Source organism: Paenibacillus sp. HJGM_3 (genome assembly GCF_045062745.1).
Classification (GTDB): Bacteria; Bacillota; Bacilli; order Paenibacillales; family NBRC-103111; genus Paenibacillus_AA.
In genome coordinates this window covers 38,547-59,778 of sequence record NZ_JBJGED010000028.1, presented here as the reverse complement: position 1 = coordinate 59,778, position 21,232 = coordinate 38,547, and the positions used below count along the sequence as shown (strand labels likewise).

Below are 21,232 nucleotides of genomic sequence, written 5' to 3'. Positions count from 1 at the left end.
ATCACACGACGAACTTGGAGACGGACTGGCTTAACTCATCCGCCAGCTTGGCCAGAGACTGGGACGAGCTCGCGGTCTCCTCGGCCGACGCAGCCGACTCTTCGCTGACCGAAGCGATCGTCTCGATCGCGCGGAGCACATCCTCCGATTGAGCCGACTGTTCTTCGCTCGCCGCCGCAATCTCACTCACTTGTCCCGCGGTGTCGCCCACCATCCGGATAATGCTCTCGAACTGGTGTCCGGTTCGCTCCGACTGCTCGGCCGCCTCGGCCACCGCCTTGACGCTCAAGTCCGTATTCGTCTGCATCCCCTTGATGATCAGCGCGATCTGCTTCGTCGCCTCGCTGCTCCGTTCGGCGAGCTTGCGCACCTCGTCGGCGACGACGGCGAAGCCTCGGCCCTGCTCCCCGGCCCGTGCCGCTTCTATGGCGGCGTTAAGCGCGAGCAAGTTCGTCTGATCGGCGATTTCATCGATAACCTGAATGATCTCCCCGATCTTGAGCGCATCCTGCTCCAGAAGCGACATTTGCTTGGATAAGCGCCCCATGCCGGCAATGGAGGCTTGTACGGCAGACCCGCCGTCCTTGGCCTGTTGCCTCGTTTGCTCGGACAGCTCCGAGACCGCTTCGGCATTTCTCGCCACGGAATTGATCGCCCGGGACAGATCGCGGAACAGTTCATTCACCTCTTGGGTCGCTTGCGCTTGATGCATATTGCCCTTGGCAATATCGTCGGTCGTGGCCGAAATCTCCTCCGCGGCTGCTGCCACGCTCTGCGAGGATTGAACCGTCCGGGCGATCAGCGAGCGGAGATTCTCCATCATCTCATTGAAGGCTGCCGCTAATGTACCCACTTCGTCCTTGCTCTTGACCTTCGCCTGTTCCCGCAAATCACCAGCAGCGGCTTTGAGGACTACGTCCAGAATGGATTTCAGGGAAGAAGACATGCGGAAGGACAGCACGAGCGCGACACCGATTCCTACCAACAAGGCGATGATGCCGAACACGAAGATGAGGATCGAACCGGAACGGTTGTCCTTCACCGCTTGATCGACTTCATATTTGGCGCCGTTCGTGTTGAAATCGATCCATTTGCTCATATCCTCCCACAATTTTATGCGAAGAGGCCTCATCTGGACGATGACGTCGTAAGCCTGGCTGTTCTCATTGACGGACGCCAGCTGAATCACTTTGCTCGACTGCTCCAAGTAGGAGGAGATGTCTTGCTTGAACACCTCGAACACCTCCTTCTCCTCCTTCGAGGCGAGCGTCTGTTCATACGCTTTCATAAGCTTGTTCAGATTGTCCTTGTTTTCCGCGATCGAGGTTTGAACCTTCTGAATGGCGTCCTTGTCCGAATCTAAAACGATTTGATGCAACAGCACCCGGATCTCCGCCACATGGTCCTTCATCTCTTCAATACTCATAATACTGGGAAGCCAGTTGCCCTGAACCTTGGTGGTTGTACTTTGCAAGTCGCTCATCTTCATGAGCGCAATTACGCTGATCATGACCAACAGCGCCAGCACTAAGAAAAAACTGCTCAGCAGCTTCAAGCGGATTGACAATCTCATCCCATATCCCTCTCCTCGTAAAAAATAGTCCAATTGTATTATAGGACTAAAGTATTAGCCGGAATCTTGGGTCCGTATCAAGAAACCATGATTTTTACTCACAATTCATTAATAAACTAACACGGCAGGAAAATCGCGATTTTTGTCGAATACTGTCCAAATCGAATATGTCGAAAACAAAATGATTAAGAGTTTATTAGATTTCCAAACAACTGGGGTGTCAGCACAAAATGAAAGTCCTTATCATTGACGACGATTGTATATTCGGTGATATGTTGAGTCTGTATTTGGCAGAGGAGGATTTTAACGTACATAGGGCGTCTACCGGAAAAGAAGGCCTGCTTGCCGCCCAGTCCTTGAGACCCGATACGATCTTGCTGGACACGACGCTGCCCGATATCGACGGAATCCAGCTCTGTGCGGCATTGCGGGACCAATCGTTCGTGCCGATTATCATGATCTCTTCGAATACGAAAATTCGAGTGCGCATACAAGCCTTGAACATGGGGGCCGACGATTACTTGTGCAAGCCGTTCTGCATGCAGGAGCTGAAGGCGCGGATCCAGGCGCTCGCCCGCAGGGTGAGTGCGGCAACCGCAGCTACACTCCAGCTTGCCGCCGCTCAGGAGCTGCAGGCCGGGTATGCTCTGCAGGAAACGCTAGTCCGAGAGCGAGAGCCCTCGAAGCGTTTTCGGCTGGACCTCGAACGCCGTTCGATCTACATCCATAATCTTCAGGTGGAAACTACGTTCTCGGAATTCGAGCTCATGAAGCTGTTCTATCAAAATCCAGGAAAAGTCTTCAGCCGGGATGAACTGATCAATGCCATCCGCGGCCTTGACTCCTACGTGAACGAAAGATCGATCGATGTCCATGTGACGAATCTGCGCAAAAAAATAGAAGTGGACCCGCGAAAGCCGCTGTATATCCGTACGGTCTGGGGCATCGGCTATAAGTTCACGGGGGATTGAGGGAAAATGATATAGAGGTGCCGGCAGCCTAAGGTTCAGGTTTGCCGGCACCTCTCTTCATGGATTGGTGGGAGATCTAGCGTTGAAGATCGTCCTTGAACGGAGTCAGAAACACTTTGGGAATCGCCGTCTCGAACCGCAGCACTTTGCCGGTGACCGGATGCTGGAACGCGAGAACTCGCGCATGCAGCCCGAGCCGGCCGATGGCCTTGCTCTTGGCCCCGTACTTCTTATCGCCCACGATCGGGTGGCCGATATCCTCCATGTGCACGCGGATTTGATTTTTGCGGCCCGTCTCGAGGTTCACATCGAGCAGCGAGAAGTGCCGGTTCGCCTGCCGCACCTTGTAGTGGGTGACGGCATGCTGCCCGTCGTTCGGATGCGGGCTCGAGTACATCTTGAGCGTCTTGCTCTGCTTGAGCCAGGAGGCGATCGTCCCTTCCGGCTTGCGCACTTGCCCTTCTACCAGCGCGGTGTAGGTCCGTTCCTTCACGAGCTCCTGCCAACCCTCCTGCAGCAGCTGCTGCACTTTTTCGCTCTTCGCGAACATCATAACCCCGGACGTGTCGCGGTCGAGTCGATGTACGATGAAGATGCGCATATTGGGCTGCGACCGGCGCACATGCGCCATGAGCTGGCGGTAGGCGGTCAAGTCCTTCTCTTGCTCGGTAGCGATCGACAGCAGCCCCGCGTCCTTGTTGACCACGATCAGATGCTCGTCCTCATGAAGGATCGAGAGCCCGATGAGCGGGGCGGCTTCCGCCGCTTGCGCCTTGTCCGTGGCGATGGATACCGTCTGCCCCGGCTTCAGCTCGTAATTGTAGGCGGTCACGACCCGGTTGCCCACCCGTACTTGCCCGCGCGCCAGCATCGCCTTCACGGCATTGCGGCCCCGGTTCGACACCGTCTGGAGCAGGAACGCGAGCAGCTCGGACGGTTCTTTGACCGTGTAGCGCTTCGACTCGCTCGGGCCCGCCTTGGGCAGCGGCGACGCCGAATGCGGCTGCGGTCGAGCGGGCTTGCGAGACGGCGCAGCACGTGACGACGCCGAGCGTGACGTCGTCCATTCCGATTGCGGCTCCGACAGGGCGCGCCGTTTCCCGCGGTCCTGCGGAGGCTGATTCGATCTTCGGTTCATCGCTGCCCACCCCCATCCTCGCGGCTCAGATCCGCCGGGAACACGAGCCCCATCTGCCGCCTGGCCTCATCCATGATCGCCATGGCGATGCGGGAATGCTCGTGCGTGTTGACGCTCGCCTGCCGCCGGTCTTCCTTAACGGCATGAATGAATTCCTTCGCCTCATAAACCATCGTATTCGCCGCTTGCGGCCGGGATAGATCGAGGACCGTCCCATCCCGGCGACGCAGCTCTACGCGGCCCGGCTGGCTGATTTTATCGATGACTAACGTCCCGTCCTCGCCCTGGATCTCGGAGGAAGCGTACGAGCTCGTAATCTTCGAATACATGAGCACCGCCTCCATGTCCGGATAGCGGAGCAGCAGGCTGCCTTCTCCGTCCACGCCGGACTCCAGCAGGACGGCGTTCGCTTGAATCCGGTCGGGCCGGCCGAACAGCACCGCGAGCGGATAGACGCAGTAGACGCCCAGATCCATAAGAGCCCCATTGGATAGCTCCGGGTTAAAAGCGTTCAGCACCGTCCCTTGCCGGTAAGCATCGTATCGCGAGGAGTATTGGCCGAAGCTGGCCATATACCGGCGGACGCGGCCGATCTCGGCCAACCCGGCGCGGATCGCCTCGAAGTTCGGCAGGAGCGTCGTCTTGAGCGCCTCCATCAGCAGGACTCCGTTCTGCTCGGCTGCCGCGATCATCGCCTCCAGCTCCGCGGAGTTGGACGCCATCGGCTTCTCGCACAGCACATGCTTGCCTTGCCGCATGCAGGCGATCGCCTGCTCGGCATGCCTCGCGTTCGGGCTCGCGATGTAGACGGCCTCAAACTCGCGGCTTTGCGCGAAAGCTTCTAACGATGTGTATCGGCCGATTATGCCGTGCTTGGTTGCGAAGGCTTGCGCCCGCTCCTCCGTTCGGGAATAGACGCCCGTGAATTGCGCTTCTCCCGTTTCAAGGGCCGCTTCCATAAACGCTTCCGTAATCCAGTTCGTTCCTATAACGCCAAATCGCAGCATCGTACGCGTAGTTCCTTTCTCCACCTTGGGTCTTGCCTCTAATTTTCCTCTCCTATCATACACCAAGATCGGGCCGCAGGAAAAACCGCCCCTGCCTTTTTCCTGCCGGAATGTAACTAAACAGGTTAAAAAAGCGTCTTAAAGGTTATACAAAAAAGAACAGAGCCACAGATTGGAGGAAATGCAAATGAAACGTGCAATCAACACGACCGCTCTGGTACTAGTAGGGATAATGATGGTCTTTCTCGCCGGGTGTCGCGGCACCGCGTCTCCACAGCCGACAGGGTCGGCCGGAAGCTCGCCGCCGGTCACGCCGACTGCAACGATACAGCCTAGCCCGACGCCATCCGCCGGTCCGACCGGAGGGGCGTCGGCTACCCCCGCCAGCACGGCCCCGGCCGATCAGACGACCGGACAGGTGACGGCAGTCCGACTGGCCGATCCGCAGATCGGCTGGACCGGTGGCGCAGGCTGGATCGCACGCACGGAAGACGGCGGGAAGACATGGAAGAAGCAGTATCAAGGGACGGGAACCGTCCAGCAAATCTTCGCCTTGAACGCTCAGGACGCTTGGGCCGTGATCAGCCCGGATCCGGGCAAACCTGCCGCGCGGCAACTGCTCAATACGAAGGACGGAGGCAAAACGTGGTCCGTCGTCGGCCAGATGCCGAACGCCGGCTTCCTGCACTTCGTCTCCACGAGCGAGGCCTTCAGCGCGAATGCCCGCACGACCGACGGCGGCAAGACGTGGACACTGCTGTCGATCCCGGATCAGACCGTAGGGGAAGCGTACTTTCATGACAACGATCGCGGATGGGCCGTTACCGAAGGCAACGGGATGATCGTGGTCCTCGCTACGACCGACGGCGGACGCACGTGGAACAAGACCTTGTCCAAGCAAACGATCGCTCCGCTGAGCGGCGCGACGATCCGGTCGGCCGGCAAGGACGATGCCTGGGTCGAGCTGATCGGCGACTCCGGCATGAGCCAGACCTCCTACTCGCTGTTCCACACGAGCGACGGCGGCAAACAGTGGCAGCCGGTGCTGGCCAACTCCACGGCAGGCGGCGGACCGGCCCCCGGCTTCCCGATCGACTATAACGAAGGGCCGAAGAATAACGGCTCGAAGCCGGGGCCGCTCTATGTGATTGACCCGAAGGCCGCCTTCATGGCCGGGTTCTGCCCGGCGTGCGACAAGCCGAACACCATCGGCTGGACGAAGGACGGCGGCAAGACGTGGACGAACGGAACCGCGGCGTTCCCAGGCTACATGGGTTCGCTGCTCGCCTTCGCCGACGCCGAGCGCGGCTGGTGGATCTGCACCGACATCAGCGAGCCGTCCGTCATGTACACGACCGCCGACGGCGGCAAGACGTGGACGAAGGTGCACACGTTCGATTCGCCGAAGAAGTCTTGATCGGATGATGGAAGTTTTTCTCAAATATCGTTTTATCCGGTGATCGCCAGCACGCCGTCGCTGAACGCTTCCATCCGATTCGCTTCCAAGGGCTTCACCTTTCCTCTCCTCGAACCTCAATAGGCAGCTGACCGACTGGACAGCTGCCTTTGGCTTTGCTTCGCATGATTTAAGGGTTAGCTCATACTTGGACTTCCAAACAACCTTCGCTGGCTTCTGTATTCCAGCGCTGTGATGCCTTCGGTCTCCTTGAATATTCTCGTAAAATGCTTCACATTTTCGAATCCAACCTGATCGCTGATTTCGTACACCTTCAAATCCGAGTGCACCAGCAGCTCCTTCGCCTTGTCCAGCCTTAACCGGCGAACATAGTTCGAGAAACTCTTACCGCTATACTGTTGGAAGGCTTGGCTGAAATACGAGTAATTGAGTGAGAAATAGTTGGACACGACGGCCATGTTCAAATCGTCGGCATAATGCGTCTGCAAGTAGGCGAGAACTTTTTGCATCGTGTTTTGCTCCGTAGTCGCTTGCTCTCTCTGATCTTGGATGAACCGATCCAGACCATTGAGAAGCTGCTCAACAGCTGTATAATATTGATCCAATCGATCGAAATTGCCGATGTGGCCCACATCGGCGTACGGCCTTAATACGCCAAGCACTCTATTCCCGTAGATGCGGAACACCTTGTCGAATACCTCTTCATTGAGCAGCTGGCTGATCCGTTCCAGGTAGCCGATTTCACAGCTACTAATGATCCGAACATCTAGAATTTGATCGAGCAGCTGCTTCATTTCGTTCATGCGTCCCATGCCCATCAGATTCGATAATCGTTCAATCGACTCAACAGGAACGACATGCGGCTCATTGCGCTCACTAATGCTGGTGTAGTCGAGCACATCGAGTTCCGGAAGCACAATCCTGTATTTCAAGGTTTGCTTGGCTTGGCAGTATGCCCCCCTTATTTGCTCTATCCCTTGAACAGACTCGCTAATCGCGATTTGCAGCTGCGACTCATCTGCACTCAACCTCCACCGTTCCGCCAACTGGTAGAACATACCCGGATCACGTGCGATCATAATCGTTCCGCCTACTCCATCACGCGTGAGCATCCAATTCATCTGCCCTTGTAACAGCTCAGCGATTTGAATCCTGAAAGAAGCAGCATCCGTACTGCCAGGCTGTGATCCTCCACCGCGTCTCATAACCAAGCCCAGCGTATATCCTGCATCCAACCAGCTAAAGCCGGCCTGCTTCAGCTTGTTCTGTGTGATCGCATCACCCACATCGTTCTGGGTCAAATGCTGGGTCACCAGCTCGGCAGCAACAAGGTTCGCATCTTCGACCGCCTTGTCTGCTCGATCTTCCCTCATCCTTATGTCCCGTATCAAACGCTCCAGGACGGCAAACAACTCGTCACGGACCACGGGCTTCACGAGATAATCCTTCACGGCCAAACGAATCGCCTTCTGTGCATATTCAAAATAATTATAGCCTGACAGCAGCACGATCTCGGGCTTAACGGGATGCTCCTGCAGTTGTGTGAGCAGCTCAAGACCGTCCATGATGGGCATCCGAACGTCTGTGAACATAATATCTGCGGGCTCCTGGCGCAGCAGCTCCAGCGCCTCTTGTCCATTCTCGGCGAATCGGTAGTTGAACAGATTCGGGAACTGCCTTTCAATCACCGATCGCAAGCCCATCCGAATGATCTTCTCGTCGTCGACGATCAGCAAGCTAATCATCGATGTCCACTCCTCCTCCCATGATCCGATACGGCAAAGTCATGATGATGCGTGTATAGCTTCTTTCCTCGCTCTCGATCCGAATCCCATATTCGGTCCCATAGCTCATCACCAGGCGCTGGTCCACATTACGCAGACCGATTCCATTGCTGTCGCGGTGATCTTGGTGAACGAATAATTGCCGGACATCCTGGTAAGCGGACTCTTCCATTCGGAGCATTCGATTCAATAAGATCAGCTTCTCTTCCGGTATGCCGCAGCCGTTGTCCGTGATCTCTATGACACAAGCTTGATCACACCGGATGGCGGAGATCGTAATGACAAGACTTCCGTCGCTGGAATGCATGCCACGCATCCCATGCTTGATTGCATTCTCGACTGCGGGCTGCAAGGACAATTTGAGCGCTTCCTGCTTGAGGCATTCCGGTGCAATCGACAATCGGAGATCCACTCTTCCATCATAACGGATGTTCATGATGGATACATAATGCTGGACATGCTGAATCTCATCGCTGAGTATTACGTGCTCCCGCTTCCATTCCATCGAATACCGCATCATACCGCCTAGCGAGGTCATGATGTCCGATATAAGGAACTGCCCTTCAATCTCCGCCAGCATCTTGACGTTCTCCAGCGTATTGTAGAGGAAGTGGGAATCGATCTGGTTCTTCAGCGCCCGAAGCTCGGCTTCTTTGCCTGCCGCCTGCCTGGCGGCCTGATCTTGAATGAGCTCGTTAATCTTCAGAATAAGCTTGTGGTAATGAAAGCCCAGCTCTCCTACCTCATCGGAACCGGTAATCGGCGGCAGCTTGACGTCGAAGTTACCGCTTCTTACCTGTTCCATCGATACTCTTAACGCTTTAAGCCTGCGCAAAATGATAGCCTGCATGGCATAAGACAGCAGCACCAGAAATGCCACAAGTAACAAAATGAGTACAATATAACGAACTCTCGATTGGTGAATGTCTTCCATCGTGTCCGCAAGACTAACCATACTGACCAGATGTACGTAGATCGATGGAATGTAGCTCTGAATCGCCAAATAGGACTGCCCATTCACCTCGAACTGTACCGTCTCGTAATCCGGATTACTCGTCAGCTTCACGTTGTTCATCAATTGCTCTGCGCTGTGCTGCTCGAACACAGGTGAATCCTTCAAGCTGAATACTTCTCCGTCCCTTGTCACTACCATTAGTTGGGAATTCATGTCCTGTACACTACTGAACGTTCGAGAGAAGAAATTCGACAGCTTCATCGATATCTCCAGAATCCCGTTATGGGTTGTGTTGTCCGCATATTTGAATTCCTGCAGATACGTCATGAAGGGCTCATTCGGCGTTGGTTCGGAGGGCACGCCGGTGAGAACCACGTTCTCCTGGATCTCCCACCAAGGTAACCCGCTCTGCTTAATCACCTCATCATGCGATGGCTTGTCCTGTATACGTGACTCCTGTAGGATGACCGGCCAAATCTCATTCACATAGCGGTTGTCCGTGAACAACCGGACATTCGCAATTCGAGGATTGTTGAACAGATAATATTGAAAGTTGTTGACCACATCCTTCTTGATATGAAGAACATAGGCTGGATCCTGAATTTGTTCAACTTGCAGAAAATTGTTCATTTCTCGATTCGATAACGCAAGATGACCGGTCCATCCCATCAGCTCCATGTTATTCTCAATGTTAGTCTTCTCGACCGCCAGGGCGTTCTCGTTGTTCTTCGTCAATTCTTTCATTGCCCTGTCGGTCTCTTCATTGAGCGTATACCAGGAGAATAGAATAACCGGTAGGAAGATAACGAATACAAAGGACAAAATCAGTTTGAATTGAAGCGAAAATTTAACCGTAAATGTACGTATTCCCAATAACCGACGGATTGCCGCGAATCCCATCTCCTGCTTCATGCCTTAGAACTAGGGATTGGGCGGCGACTTCAGCTTCTGTACGTTTCGTTCATAGGCTGCTTGGCGGCTAGCAACAATGGCTTCATACTCGGGATCCTTGGTGATGGTGTTCATGAAATCAGTGAACAGTTGATCGAATTCAGCATCCGACTTGGACATCAGCAGCTTCGGCAGCGTCTCGGCCCAGAGCCGCACGTGTTTGCCCTGCGCAATACCTTCCTTCGTCGTGGGGTCGGGATCCAGATTGTCGAACTCGCTCCCGCTGGTCGTCTTACCCCTCGTCCAATCGGCAATTTGTTTGGCAGGCTCCGCGTCCATCCCCGTCATCCATGATAGATTCATGTTCGTATCCATCAGCATCCAGTACATATAAGAGCCGCCATATTTGCTGTCGAACGCTTTGCGGTCGGTGTTGAGCAGCTGCGCGACCGCCGGAAGGAACCGATCTTTCCCGTCTATCGTATCGTAGGTAACCCCCTTCTTTCCTAAGTACAGATCCTTGTTTCCCTCTTCGCTGAGCAAATAGCTAAGGAAGGCCATTGCCCGCTTTTTATCCTTGACGTTCTTCGAGATTAGCGTCACCGTCCAGCCGGAAATGCCATTTCCTGCGAGTGTCGGCGCATCATGCGCATCATTGGCCGGACCATCAATCGCGATATATGCCTGATTCGGGTCCTTCCGATATAACGCTTGGTTAATCTCTGTAAAATCAGACCACTGATACAGCATGGCAAAATAACGCCCTTGCAATATTTTCTCATCTTTTTCCAATCGTTTTTCATCAATATAAACGTCTGTCGGTATTAGCCCTTCCTGATTCGCTTGGCGGAACACCTTCAGCCATTTCAAATAAGTTGGATCGCTTCGGCGGTCGTACAGTTGGCCGTCTTTCTCCTGCGGAATGGCGAGGAAGTTCTGAAGATACGCTTCCAGCGAATAGTTGCCGGTTTCCGTAAATTCATGCATACCAATCGGAATGAGCGGCTGGCCGTTCACTTCCGGAAACTTCTCCTTCGCAGCCCTCAGCGCGCCGAGAAACCCTTCCGGTGTGCTCATATCCGGCTTCCCAAGCGCTTCATACATGTCTTTCCGAACAAGAAAGGTCTGATTAGAAGTAAACAGTTGTCCATAGTGTTGATAATCCGCAGGGGATGAAGAGGCATTCGGATAGCTATACACATTACCGTCCGCCTGTTTATACCAGCTAAGCTTCGCGGGGTCTGCGACTTTATAGAAATAAGGATCGTACTGATCCGCCAGCTCGTTCAATGGAAGCACCATCTCTCCCTTGATCATCTTCAACACGGCGTCCTCGTACCAGCCTAGCGTGATGAAGTCAGGGAGCGACCTTGCGGCCATCATCGTGTTGAGCTTTTCGCCGGCATCGCCGGCAGGCACGATAAAATTCAAGCTGACGCCCGTCTTCTTCGTTATATAATCGGAAACGACATTGCCTCCCCACTTGCTGTTGAACCAATCGAAATTGATATACCAGTCAAACGTAATCGGTGTCGTATCCAGCTTCCAGGCAGGCTCATCCGTCGAAGTCCTCTTTGGAGAAGCATCCGCGGAGGTCGTATGATCCTCAACACTGCCATTGTTAGATGTGCCGGTGGAACAAGTCGCTAACGTCCAACACGTCATAATAGTTAGCAACAGCATGGCTGATTTAAGCCTTTTATTCATCCTAATGCTCCTTCTTCTGTGTAGGTTGGCGAACTTAATGTCTATTATAGGAACGTGGTGATTTCGCCACATGTAAGCAGGCTAACAGCTGTGCAAAACCCTCCTGCTAGTATAAAGGTTCTTGCAAGCAAAAAGAAGGTTCTGCATTACAGGTAGGGTTACTAAATTTTAGGTGTCCTAGGCCGTCAAAGCGAATAAGCGAACACGACAAGGAATTATTCCTTCGTCTTGCTCGCTTTCTCCACCTATTATGTTCTGCTGCTGTTCCTCTTCAAGAATTCCTATTGAATTTCAACGGAACTATATGTTTCATCGGGTGAATGATTCAATACGCGGACTTGAATGGGAGGCAAATTCTTTTCAATATCAGCCCGATGGCCTTCGAACCATTCTGGCAGCATCAATGCCTCACCTAAGTGAGCTTGAGGCTCATCCTGTGCAAAACCTGGCGGGTCGGTCGCGATTTCAAACAAGATGCCGCCATCCTCCCGAAAATAAATGGCATGGAAATACTTCCGATCAATGATCGGTGTAGGGTGGAAGCCGTTGTGCTCAACATAGCTTCTCCATGCTTCGTGGTCTTCATAATCCTTGGCTCGCCATGCGATATGATGAACGGTACCTGAACCCATGATGCCTCTCTCCATGGGCTCGGCATTCACATCAATGAGATTGCCCATGTCCCCTTCCGCCTTAAAGCGAATCAAGCCCGCTTCCTGTCCTGCCTTTTCAAGACCTAACACTTCCTCAAGAACCTGTATGGTCTTATCGGGCGCATAACTGAATAGCACGGCCCCTCCGAATCCTTTGATGGCTTTATCTGCAGGTATACCGCTAAACGACCAAGCACTAGGAGTCCCTTCTGCCCGCTCTACGATCTCTAAATGCAACCCGTCACGATCCTCAAACTTAATGTAGGTTTCGGAAAACCGAGCTGTTTCTGTGAAAGGAATCTTCAGCGTCGTAAGACGCTCTTTCCAAAAATCAAGTGCGCCTACCGGTACGATGTATGTGGTTACACCTACTTGACCTGCACCAATAACCCCTTTACGAGAATAGGGATTGGGAAAAAAAGTAATAATCGTTCCAGGGCTCCCCGCTTCATTACCGAAGTACAAATGGTACACTTCAGGCGCATCGAAGTTTATAGTCTTTTTTACAAGCCTAAGCCCTAGGACTCCAGCATAAAAATCTACATTTGCCTGCGCGTCTCTCACGAAAGAAGTAATATGATGGATTCCTGCCGTTTTCATTACGGGACTCATCTTGCACGACACTCCCTCTTTTGGTTTTATTGACCTGCCAGATAAGCCGCGACTTCAGCTAATCGTGAAGCATACCCCCATTCGTTATCGTACCAGGCTGCAACGGATAGGAGTCCTCCCTGTACTTGAGTCAATGGTAGGTCAATGATGGAGGAATGGGAATCGCCCACGATCCGGGAAGAGGCCCATTCGCCTTCTAAAACATCCAAGACTTCCTTATACTGACTTTCTGTAGCCGCTTTTCGGAAAATATCATTTACCTGTTGTACCGTACACGGTTTTTCCGTAACAAGGTTTAATTCAGCAATGCTACCGGTACGAGTTGGAATTCGGTAGGCCTTACCTGTAATTTGTAAATCGTTCCATATAAATTTAAGAGCTCTTGCCGCTCCAGATGAAGAAGGAATGATGTTTTCCGCAGCAGCCCACGAGTCCCTTCGATCCTTCATAGGCTGATCCGTCAGCGATTGCGTGTTTGTATAGGAATGGACGGTCGAGAATAAACCATATTGGATCCCGAAGTTTTCTTTTACGATTTTGATGACTGGAGCTAATGCATTGGTCGTACAACTCGCCATACTAATGATTTTGTGCTTCTCCGGGTCGAAACGATCCAGATTGATTCCTTTAAGCAATACAGCGTCACAATCTTCAAGACTCTTGCTTGGTCCGCTAACCAGTACTCTATTGGCACCACGATCCAAATGGACTTTAGCAATAGCACGGGTGACGGCTCGGCCTGTACAATCGATTACGAGATCCACATCCATGGCCTTCCAATCCGGGATTTCTTTAGACGAATTGATAAATACAATTTCCCGTCCGCCGATAACCATAAGACCATCCCGTCCGGAGACCTCTTCAGGCCAGCGTTTATAGTTGGTATCCACCTCGAAAAGCGCGGCAAGCGTCCCTTCATCTTTAAGATCTGAAATCGAAACCGGGACGAAAAGTTGCTTTTGCAGGGCGACTCTTAATAATTGCCTTCCAATACGTCCAAATCCATATATCGCTATTCTGCCCATCTTTAATCCTCCATTGATATAGAATTTATGCTCAACATTAGTTCTCCAGGAAGCCTGATCTTCATGATGACTGTAACGGTTTAGTCCTATCATATTGGAATAATCCTTCATGAACAATTTGATTCTTTCTATATCACCTATAGCCCTAAACTATATCTACATGGACGGGCTAATATAAGCAATATCTATACATTGTATAGGTAGAAGCATATTGATAAGTCCCTATTGGAGCTTATAAGATGAAGCCAATGAACGGTTCTTTATAACATGATCAGGAGGAGATTGTATGGGAGTACGTTTTTTAAAAATGGCAGTCATTTATATTTTGGTCGGCATTGGCATCGGGATTTACATGGGTACCACACTTAACTTTGCCTTAACAAGCGTACACGCTCATAGCAATCTTTTCGGGTGGGCAACATTGGCGCTTTGCGGAATTACGTATCTTCTTTTTCCCAAAGCAGCGGGATCTCCTCTAGCGAAGTGGCATTTCTGGCTGCAGGGCATTGGCCTGCCCATCATGCTGATTACCCTCACTATAATGGCCCATGGGTACGCTCCAGATTGGATTACCACGTTAAAACGTATCGGTGAAACCGTAGCTGGAACCGGTATCTTGGTTTTTGCAGTCAATGTGTTTATGAACGTAAAAACAGTGGCAAGGGGGGAGGAGGTTGGTTAACGAACCGTTGTCCAAATCGTCCAATTACTCGCTCATGACCGGTATCCTTTTCTGGTGTTCATTAGTTGTAGTCTCTTGTGTGTATTTAACGATTCCATTAATAACGATTTTCTCCGACGTATTCCAGGTGTCGTCTTCTCAAGCGGCTTGGACCGGCAGTGCCTTTTCGCTTGCTTTTGCTGGCGGAGGTTTGTTCTTTGGCGTTTTATCGGATCGCTTTGGACGCAAAAAAATGATGTTGTCCGGGTTACTATTGCTCACTGTAATAACCCCTCTAATCGGAAGTGTTAACAGTTTCTCTTGGCTTGTTGCCCTTCGAGCCGCCCAAGGCTTAGCGGCGTCCATGTTCCCCCCCTCTGTCTTGGCCTACGCCATGGAGATGTTTCCTATTAAAAGAAGAGTTACCATTATCGGGTTCATCAGTACGGCGTTTTTAATGGCAACTATCGTTGGACAAATCTATAGCAGCTATATCGTTTTATACACGAGTTGGTCTTATGTATTCTATATGCTTTTTGCGGTTTATCTCATTTCCGCGATTTTGATTGCCTCTTTTATTCCAAACGATAAAACCCAACAGCCGAATGGCAGCTTCTTTTCTGCCTTTTCGAGAATCGGCTATATTTTCAAGAAGAAGAGTTTGCCTCTTTGCTACATCATTTCGGCTACGCTCTTTATTTCGCTTGTCGGTTTTTTTACGACCCTTGGAAGTTATTTAACAAGTCCTGTCTTCGGGTTAAGTCATCAAGATATTCTATGGATCCGTGCGGTAGGTATAATCGGAATGATAGTAGCACCGTTTGATGGGAGATTGGTAGCGAAAATGGGAGTCAAAAACGTTCTGAGCTGCGGATTGATCTTGGCCGGAATTGGCTTGGGCTTGTTGGGCCTCTGGACTAATCTCCCTTTATTAATAACGATGAGCGTTGTGTTTATTATGGGAATTGCTATGGCTCTTCCCGCATTGATCACCCTAATTGGCCAAATTGCGGGGGAGATCCGGGCGATTGCGGTTTCATTCCACATGTTTATGGTGTTCATAGGTGCATCGCTTGGGCCGATTCTCTCGATTTATCTGATCAATCACGGAGGCTATTTACTTTCTTTTGAAGTATCCGCTGGATTGTTGTTTTTGAGCTTGCTGGTCCCCTTTTTTATTCGTTTGGAAGGACCACACAGCTACTCCGCAATATCCCAAAACGAGACTAACGTGCACTAGTGGAATACTGTCTCCGGTTGTTCTCTTATGCCACTTCCTCGGCGAATGCCGACAGGCTATATATTACTTTGGAGGTAAGTAGATGAAAACACAAATTGACCATTTAACTACAAGTTGGGGCGCTCCCGTTGGAGATAACCAGAACTCTATGACGGCCGGCTCACGCGGTCCAGCCCTCATTCAAGACGTCCATCTTCTTGAAAAGATTGCCCATTTCAACCGGGAACGCGTTCCCGAACGTGTTGTTCATGCCAAAGGTACCGGCGCACACGGGTATTTTGAAGTAACCAATGATGTATCCGCCTATACAAAAGCCAGCTTTTTGTCCGAGATCGGCAAACGTACACCCGTTTTTATACGCTTCTCCACGGTAGCTGGCGAACTGGGATCTGCAGATACCGTACGTGACCCGCGCGGTTTTGCCGTAAAGTTTTATACGGAAGAAGGAAATTATGATTTGGTGGGCAATAACACGCCTGTCTTTTTCATTCGAGATGCCATTAAATTTCCGGATTTCATTCATACCCAGAAACGCCATCCCCAAACTCATCTGAAAAACCCCAATGCTGTTTGGGATTTCTGGTCTTTGTCTCCCGAATCTTTGCATCAAGTCACTATCTTAATGTCCGATCGCGGTATTCCTGCGACTCTCCGTCATATGCATGGTTTCGGAAGCCATACGTTTAAGTGGGTCAATACGGATGGACAAGGGATTTGGGTTAAATATCATTTTAAAACGGAACAAGGCGTGAAAAACCTGGATGCCGAGCTGGCCGCCAAACTGGCCGGTGAAAACCCGGATTATCATATCGAGGATTTATTTAATGCCATAGACGAAGGCGACTTCCCGGCATGGAAGCTATATGTACAATTGATGCCCTTGGAAGATGCCAACACCTATCGTTTCGATCCTTTCGACGTAACGAAAGTATGGTCGCAAAAAGATTACCCTCTTATCGAGGTTGGACGTATGGTCCTGAACCGAAACCCGGACAATTATTTTGCCGAAGTTGAGCAAGCAACCTTCTCACCTGGGGCATTCGTACCGGCATTGAGGCTTCTCCGGATAAAATGCTGCAAGGCCGTTTATTCGCCTATGCCGATGCTCATCGCTATCGAGTTGGGACAAATCATCATACCCTGCCTATCAATAAGCCTGTTGTCGAAGTAAATAACAATCAGCGTGATGGCCAAATGCGTTCCGATCGCAATGGGGGAAATTCGATCTACTATGAACCAAACAGTTATGGCGGAGCTGCCGAATCGGCAGCGTACAAGACAACCCCGTTCGAAGTAACCGGTTCAGCCGATAGCATTCCATATGACCATGATGATCATTACACGCAAGCCGGCGACCTGTATCGATTGTTTCGTGTAGAAGAACGCGGGCGTTTAATAAATAACATTGTGAATGCCATGAAGCCGGTGGAGAACGATGAAATCAAACTCCGCCAAATCACTCACTTCTATAAAGCAGATCCCGAATGGGGGCAAGCGATCGCTGAGGGGCTTGGTTTGAAAGTTCCACAGTTGGTTTAACACGATCCGTCAAAAAGAGAGCAGTTCCTCACAGCATATGATAGCTGGGGAACTGCTCTCTCTTACATTTTTGACTCTCCTTTTTCGTTCACCAGCTTTAACGGAGTTACGTCATTTCCTTCAGGGTCAACAACGGTTAAGCTCAACATGGTAGACCTAACTTGGCCTCTAATAAGCCGCAAAAACTCTTGACGCAACTCTGCTTGTTCAGCTTTCTCCTCCTCCGTCAACCCAATGCTGCGTTGTTTTCTGCTCAGCTGGTTAATACGCCCAAGAAAAGGGATCATTTTCTTCACCTCAATGACAATAGTTCAAATTAAATTTCTCCGATTATAAAGGAAAAGACCTGCAAGAAAGGTAGCTTGTTAAGGCGTCTCTCTTTCAGATCTTCCAGCAATACATTATTCTTTTAGCGTTATTTTCTTGGAAACGAGCTGCCTGTTACTTATTCAGGAAGTAGATCAAAGCTTGATTGAATTCATCAGGGTGAGTCGCATTTAAACCATGCGATCCACCTTTGATGACAACCAGCTCGCTGCCTTTAACCGCTTCATGGGAGAGCTGGCCGCTTACTTCAAGCGGAACAATCGCATCAGAATCGCCATGGATGACAAGTAACGGGATATCGAATTTAGCCAAATCCCCTCGGAAATCGGTCCGGCCGAAAGCGGCCACGCAATCCAGCGTCCCTTTGGGAGAAGCGAAAGAAGCGATTTCTAGGTTGTACACCCGGTTGGCTTCGCTGACGAGGTCGGTTCTGTCCCCAGCTTTAAAGAAGTTATGCGTAAAGTCGTTAAGGAAGGCAATCCGGTCTTTTTTCAGGCCGGCTTGGAAGCCTTGAATCGTGGCTTCATCCAGACCTCCTTCCGGATGCTCTGCGGATTTGTAGAAAAATGGAGGAACAGCTGCTGCCAATACGGCCTTTTTAACACGGCTTGTTCCATATGTGCCCACGTATCGGGCAACCTCTCCGCCGCCCATCGAAAATCCGACCAGCGTCACATCGTGAAGGTCAAGATGTTCGATCAGCTTATGAAGATCCGCGGCAAACGTATCATAGTCGTAACCGTTCCACGGTTGGGAGGATTGCCCGAACCCACGCCGGTCATACGTAATTACACGGTGGCCCGCTTCGATGAGCGCCGGAACCTGACCTTCCCACGAGCGGCCGCTGAGCGGCCAGCCATGGATCAGAATGACAGGTTTACCTGAGCCAAGATCCTCAAAATACAATTCAATGGGTTGTCCGTTTTCCGTTCCAACTGTTAATTTAGCCATGTTTATATACTTCCTTTCGAATTGGTTTTGGTGAAGCCCTATTAGAACGAATAAGATCATTCGTTATAACCTCATTAGACTTTTGCCTTCCATTTCAATCAGCCTAAGTAAGATTTCAGCATCCATACATGCTTTTCCAGCGAGCTGTGAATGGCCAAAAGCATATCCCCCGTTGTCTCATCACCCTCACGGTCGGCCATATTCATGCCCTCTTTCAGTTCACCCACAATAATCCCGAAATCAATTACAAGCGTACGGACCATCTCATTAGCGTTCTCATTGCCTGCCGCATCTTTGACTGTAGCGATTTCGATAATTTCATGAAGGGTCGCTACCGGACTACCGCCTAATGCCAGCAGCCTCTCGGCAAGATTGTCCACATGAAGGGCAGCTTCCGTATAAAGCTCTTCGAACTTCAAATGCAAGGTGAAGAACTGCGGCCCCTTAACATACCAATGATAGTTGTGAAGTTTGGTGAATAGCAGACTCCAGTTGGCAATCTGGGTGTTAAGTACATCCGTTAGGTTTTGTGTCATAAAGGCTCCTTTCGACCGTTTTCTGGATACGGCTTTCGACTAAGCCCGAGGGGCACTTTCAAACTTCCCTTTGTGGGTCAAGTCGCAGAACGGTTTTTTACCGGATAACCCGCACCGGCATAAAATAAAAGTATCCGGGGTCTCGAAACGGTTCCCCACCGCATCCACCATCTCTACCTTGCCCGTGATTCGCAATGGTCCATTATCGTTTACCTTGATCGAAACGTCAGACATGTTGATCTCTCCTCTATTAATCGATGTTGGTTATACACACTTAGAAAACGAAGCAATCCAGATCGCAGAAGCCGCTGCCATGATGATGGTTGCAGCTATGATGATGGAGCACCTTATGTGGCGCTTGAGCTCCTGCCCCGCCGCCTCCATAATTGGTTCCATTGTAGTAGCCTCCAAAGAAATTATGCGGAGACCAGTCTGGACTCGCTTTTGGAGCCGGAGGCGACAAAGACTGGAATTCGTGAGTACCGTACACAATCTTGCCTCCTACAACCGTGAAGACAGATTCAATTTTTTTAATGGCTTCTTCGGAGACTCGAAAGAAATGATCGGATAGAATCGAGAAGTCCGCATATTGGCCCGCTTTGATTTGTCCTTTTACATCTTCTTCTTTGGAGAACCATGCATTCCCCGATGTATACATGCGAAGCGCTTCATGCCTCTCTACACGATTAGATTCAGGGTACAAGCTTAACCCGCCTAATGTCTTACCCGTCACTAACCAGTATAAGGCAACCCATGGATTGTAACTGGCTACTCTAGTCGCATCTGTCCCTACACCAACACGTAATCCGGACTTAATCATCTTGGTTATCGGAGGAGCATTTTCCGCTGCTTTGGCCCCATATCGTTCGACGAAATATTCACCTTGGAAAGCCATTCGGCTTTGAACGGCGATCGAACCGCCTAAAGCCACAACTCGCTCCAAATCCTTCTCGTGGATTGTTTCGGCATGGTCCAAGATCCAGCGCAAGTCTTTGAACGGCACCTCTTGGTTCACACGTTCAAAAACATCGAGAAACCGGGTTATGGATTCTCCATAAGTAGCATGAAGACGAAACGGCCAACGCTGCTGAACGAGATGTTGGGTAACTTCGAAAAGCTCATCTTCCAGTACAGCTGGTAGTTCCGGACGAGGTTCTACAAAATCTTCAAAGTCCGCTGCGCTATAAACAAGCATTTCACCTGCTCCATTATGTCGATAGTAGGAGCTGCCCGTATACGGCTGCGTTGTAGCGGTCCATGCTTTAAAATCACTCAGTTCATTCTTGGGATGCTGGGTAAAGAGATTGTACGCTGTACGAACCGTAATCTCTCCACGCTTGTCCAGCTCATCAAAAACCTGATAATCGTCAGGATAGTTCTGAAAGCCCCCGCCCGCGTCGATAACGCTTGTGACTCCGAATCGATTCAATTCCCTCATGAACAATCGGGTTGAATTCATTTGATCCTCGTAGGACAGCTTAGGCCCTTTAGCTAATGTCGCGTACAAAATCGTAGCATTGGGTCGAGCGATGAGCATTCCGGTTGGATTCCCTTGACTATCCCTTTGGATTTCTCCGCCTGGCGGGTTCGGCGTATCTTTGGTATACCCAATTACTCGCAAGGCAGCTTTGTTCAAGAAGGCTTGTCGGTAAAGATTGAGTATAAATACAGGGGTTTCAGGAGCAATTCGATTGATTTCTTCTAATGTCGGCATACGGCGTTCAATGAATTGAAACTCGGTCCAGCCGCCAACAACACGGACCCAGTGAGGGGCAGGCGTACGATCTACTTGTTTCTTCAACATTCGCAATGCATCCGCTACTGACGGGACTCCATCCCAACGAAGCTCGAGATTATAATTGAGCCCTCCTCGAATAAGATGGATATGGGAATCGTTTAAACCCGGAATTAACATTCGCTTATTTGCGTTCACAACCTGCGTGGAAGGCCCGACGTATTTCATGATTTCGGCATCGTCCCCTACGGCCAGGAATTGGCCGTCCTTAACCGCAACGGCTGTTGCAGTTGGATTCGAAACGTCCATCGTCACAATATCGGCATTATGAATAACTAAACTTGCTTCCGTTTCGATCGCCATCTTTGACATCATTCCATTCTCCTTTTCTTGAATCCATGAATGAACTTCTGTACATAAGTCTATAAGCCGGCATTTCTTCCATCAATAAGGCTTTCTCTATACCAACCATAGAATCTGCTTATGCTGTCAAATTGACGAGAAACCCCG

17 protein-coding genes and 1 pseudogene are annotated in these 21,232 nt (G+C 50.7%); 5 read left to right on the top strand and 13 right to left on the bottom strand.

Going from position 1 to position 21,232, the window contains the following annotated elements:
• Position 1 precedes the first annotated feature (1 nt).
• Positions 2 to 1,573, bottom strand: coding sequence for a methyl-accepting chemotaxis protein (locus tag ACI5FR_RS25880; RefSeq protein ID WP_405459822.1), 1,572 nt, complete (start codon positions 1,571 to 1,573; stop codon positions 2 to 4).
• A gap of 230 nt (positions 1,574 to 1,803) precedes the next feature.
• On the opposite strand from ACI5FR_RS25880, the gene ACI5FR_RS25875 reads away from it, so the two are divergent.
• Positions 1,804 to 2,544: a response regulator transcription factor gene (locus ACI5FR_RS25875; RefSeq protein ID WP_405459819.1), complete on the top strand. Its 741-nt coding sequence runs from the start codon at positions 1,804 to 1,806 to the stop codon at positions 2,542 to 2,544.
• A gap of 76 nt (positions 2,545 to 2,620) precedes the next feature.
• Here ACI5FR_RS25875 and ACI5FR_RS25870 read toward each other — a convergent pair whose 3' ends face one another.
• Both ACI5FR_RS25870 and ACI5FR_RS25865 read right to left on the bottom strand, forming a co-directional pair.
• The gene (locus ACI5FR_RS25870; RefSeq protein WP_405459817.1) at positions 2,621 to 3,682 is read right to left on the bottom strand and encodes an RluA family pseudouridine synthase; all 1,062 of its coding nucleotides are present in this window, start codon (positions 3,680 to 3,682) and stop codon (positions 2,621 to 2,623) included.
• Complete coding sequence (locus ACI5FR_RS25865; protein ID WP_405459918.1) at positions 3,679 to 4,689, bottom strand: Gfo/Idh/MocA family protein; 1,011 nt, start codon at positions 4,687 to 4,689, stop codon at positions 3,679 to 3,681. The genes ACI5FR_RS25870 and ACI5FR_RS25865 overlap by 4 nt, the downstream gene beginning before the upstream one ends.
• 187 nt (positions 4,690 to 4,876) lie before the next feature.
• Between ACI5FR_RS25865 and ACI5FR_RS25860 the strand changes: the two genes are divergently transcribed.
• Positions 4,877 to 6,106 (top strand): WD40/YVTN/BNR-like repeat-containing protein, encoded by a 1,230-nt coding sequence (locus ACI5FR_RS25860; RefSeq protein ID WP_405459815.1) that lies wholly within the window; start codon positions 4,877 to 4,879, stop codon positions 6,104 to 6,106.
• A 176-nt stretch (positions 6,107 to 6,282) separates the two neighbouring features.
• Here the strand turns inward: ACI5FR_RS25860 and ACI5FR_RS25855 are convergent, their stop codons facing one another.
• From ACI5FR_RS25855 to ACI5FR_RS25835, 5 genes are all read right to left on the bottom strand, one after another.
• Positions 6,283 to 7,851, bottom strand: coding sequence for a response regulator (locus ACI5FR_RS25855; protein WP_405459813.1), 1,569 nt, complete (start codon positions 7,849 to 7,851; stop codon positions 6,283 to 6,285).
• On the bottom strand, positions 7,844 to 9,589 hold the full coding sequence (locus tag ACI5FR_RS25850) for a sensor histidine kinase (RefSeq protein WP_405459810.1): 1,746 nt from the start codon (positions 9,587 to 9,589) through the stop codon (positions 7,844 to 7,846). The genes ACI5FR_RS25855 and ACI5FR_RS25850 overlap by 8 nt, the downstream gene beginning before the upstream one ends.
• 177 nt (positions 9,590 to 9,766) lie before the next feature.
• Positions 9,767 to 11,443: an extracellular solute-binding protein gene (locus ACI5FR_RS25845; RefSeq protein WP_405459808.1), complete on the bottom strand. Its 1,677-nt coding sequence runs from the start codon at positions 11,441 to 11,443 to the stop codon at positions 9,767 to 9,769.
• A gap of 281 nt (positions 11,444 to 11,724) precedes the next feature.
• Positions 11,725 to 12,708, bottom strand: a complete 984-nt coding sequence (locus ACI5FR_RS25840; protein ID WP_405459807.1) for a ring-cleaving dioxygenase — start codon at positions 12,706 to 12,708, stop codon at positions 11,725 to 11,727.
• Between the two features lie 26 nt (positions 12,709 to 12,734).
• On the bottom strand, positions 12,735 to 13,733 hold the full coding sequence (locus ACI5FR_RS25835) for a type I glyceraldehyde-3-phosphate dehydrogenase (RefSeq protein ID WP_405459805.1): 999 nt from the start codon (positions 13,731 to 13,733) through the stop codon (positions 12,735 to 12,737).
• A 286-nt stretch (positions 13,734 to 14,019) separates the two neighbouring features.
• Between ACI5FR_RS25835 and ACI5FR_RS25830 the strand changes: the two genes are divergently transcribed.
• The 3 genes and pseudogenes from ACI5FR_RS25830 to katA all read left to right on the top strand — a co-directional run bounded on the left by ACI5FR_RS25830 (position 14,020) and on the right by katA (position 17,173).
• Positions 14,020 to 14,415: a hypothetical protein gene (locus ACI5FR_RS25830; RefSeq protein ID WP_405459803.1), complete on the top strand. Its 396-nt coding sequence runs from the start codon at positions 14,020 to 14,022 to the stop codon at positions 14,413 to 14,415.
• Positions 14,408 to 15,634, top strand: coding sequence for an MFS transporter (locus tag ACI5FR_RS25825; protein WP_405459800.1), 1,227 nt, complete (start codon positions 14,408 to 14,410; stop codon positions 15,632 to 15,634). The genes ACI5FR_RS25830 and ACI5FR_RS25825 overlap by 8 nt, the downstream gene beginning before the upstream one ends.
• An 82-nt stretch (positions 15,635 to 15,716) precedes the next feature.
• Positions 15,717 to 17,173: pseudogene (gene katA, locus ACI5FR_RS25820) on the top strand (catalase KatA).
• A gap of 62 nt (positions 17,174 to 17,235) precedes the next feature.
• Here katA and ACI5FR_RS25815 read toward each other — a convergent pair.
• The 5 genes from ACI5FR_RS25815 to ACI5FR_RS25795 form a co-directional block, all read right to left on the bottom strand.
• A complete protein-coding gene (locus ACI5FR_RS25815) occupies positions 17,236 to 17,460 on the bottom strand; it encodes a DUF896 domain-containing protein (protein WP_405459798.1) in 225 nt (74 codons plus the stop codon).
• A gap of 154 nt (positions 17,461 to 17,614) precedes the next feature.
• Complete coding sequence (locus ACI5FR_RS25810) at positions 17,615 to 18,451, bottom strand: alpha/beta fold hydrolase (RefSeq protein WP_405459796.1); 837 nt, start codon at positions 18,449 to 18,451, stop codon at positions 17,615 to 17,617.
• A 98-nt stretch (positions 18,452 to 18,549) separates the two neighbouring features.
• Positions 18,550 to 18,987, bottom strand: coding sequence for a Dps family protein (locus tag ACI5FR_RS25805; RefSeq protein ID WP_405459795.1), 438 nt, complete (start codon positions 18,985 to 18,987; stop codon positions 18,550 to 18,552).
• Positions 18,988 to 19,026: 39 nt separating this feature from the next.
• Positions 19,027 to 19,221 (bottom strand): CDGSH iron-sulfur domain-containing protein, encoded by a 195-nt coding sequence (locus tag ACI5FR_RS25800; RefSeq protein WP_405459792.1) that lies wholly within the window; start codon positions 19,219 to 19,221, stop codon positions 19,027 to 19,029.
• 40 nt (positions 19,222 to 19,261) lie between these two features.
• Positions 19,262 to 21,094, bottom strand: a complete 1,833-nt coding sequence (locus ACI5FR_RS25795; RefSeq protein ID WP_405459790.1) for an amidohydrolase — start codon at positions 21,092 to 21,094, stop codon at positions 19,262 to 19,264.
• Between the last annotated feature and the right edge of the window lie 138 nt (positions 21,095 to 21,232).